Source organism: Streptomyces milbemycinicus (assembly GCF_002154605.1).
Taxonomy (GTDB): domain Bacteria; phylum Actinomycetota; class Actinomycetes; order Streptomycetales; family Streptomycetaceae; genus Streptomyces; species Streptomyces milbemycinicus.
In genome coordinates this window covers 1-756 of sequence record NZ_MUNE01001164.1, presented here as the reverse complement: position 1 = coordinate 756, position 756 = coordinate 1, and the positions used below count along the sequence as shown (strand labels likewise).

Here is a 756-nt window from a genome sequence, read left to right as displayed (position 1 = left end):
GGGAAGCGGCAGGCCATACCGGTGATGGCGATCGCCGGGAGCTCGTCGTCGGGTTCGTCGGGAAGATCGGCAGCCAAGGCTCACACTCCGGGACTTCTGCCGGCACGCACTCGCGGGAGCGGCGAGTCGGCGTACCGGGATGCGGCGAGGGACGCGTGGGGCAGCGGCGCGCGAAACGCCGAGTGCGCGGGATGGGGCGTGCGCGGGATGGGGGTCAGTCGGTGACGGGTCGGAACGCGTCCGCCCGGAGCTGCTTCTTGCGGGAGACCTGTTGGCCACGCCGTTGCCGGGCCGCGTACGCCCGGACACTGGGGTAGCGGAACAGGTCGACGATCCGCGCGTCCTCGTGCACCCGGTCGCGCACCTCCGTGAGCAGCTGGGCGACGAGGATCGACGTGCCCCCCGACTGGAAGAAGTCGTCGGCCGGGCCGATGCCGTCGTCGCCGAGCACCGCTCGCCAGACCGCCAGCAGCCGGGCCTCCAGATCGTTCGCGGGCTCTTTGGCCGTCTGCTCCCGGGTGTCGACGCGGATGTGCGGCAAGGCATTGCGGTCCGTTTTGCCGCTGCTGGTGGTGGGCAGGGCGGCACAGGGCGCGAAGGCCGCGGGCACCATCTGATCCGGCAGCAGGTCGGCGAGCCCGGCCCGCAGATACGCCTCGTCGATCACCGCGCCGGGCGCCGGCACATAGTGGGCGACCAGCAGGCCGCGCTCCCGCTCACGCTGGACGGCCACAGCGGATTCGGCTATTCCGGCGA

The 756-nt window shown here is 72.2% G+C and carries 1 protein-coding gene; it reads right to left on the bottom strand.

What is annotated here, in order from left to right:
• Window positions 1-214: 214 nt before the first annotated feature.
• The coding region (locus tag CCN51_RS51815; protein WP_211303357.1) for a phosphopantetheine-binding protein at window positions 215-756 on the bottom strand (542 nt) is incomplete at its 5' end.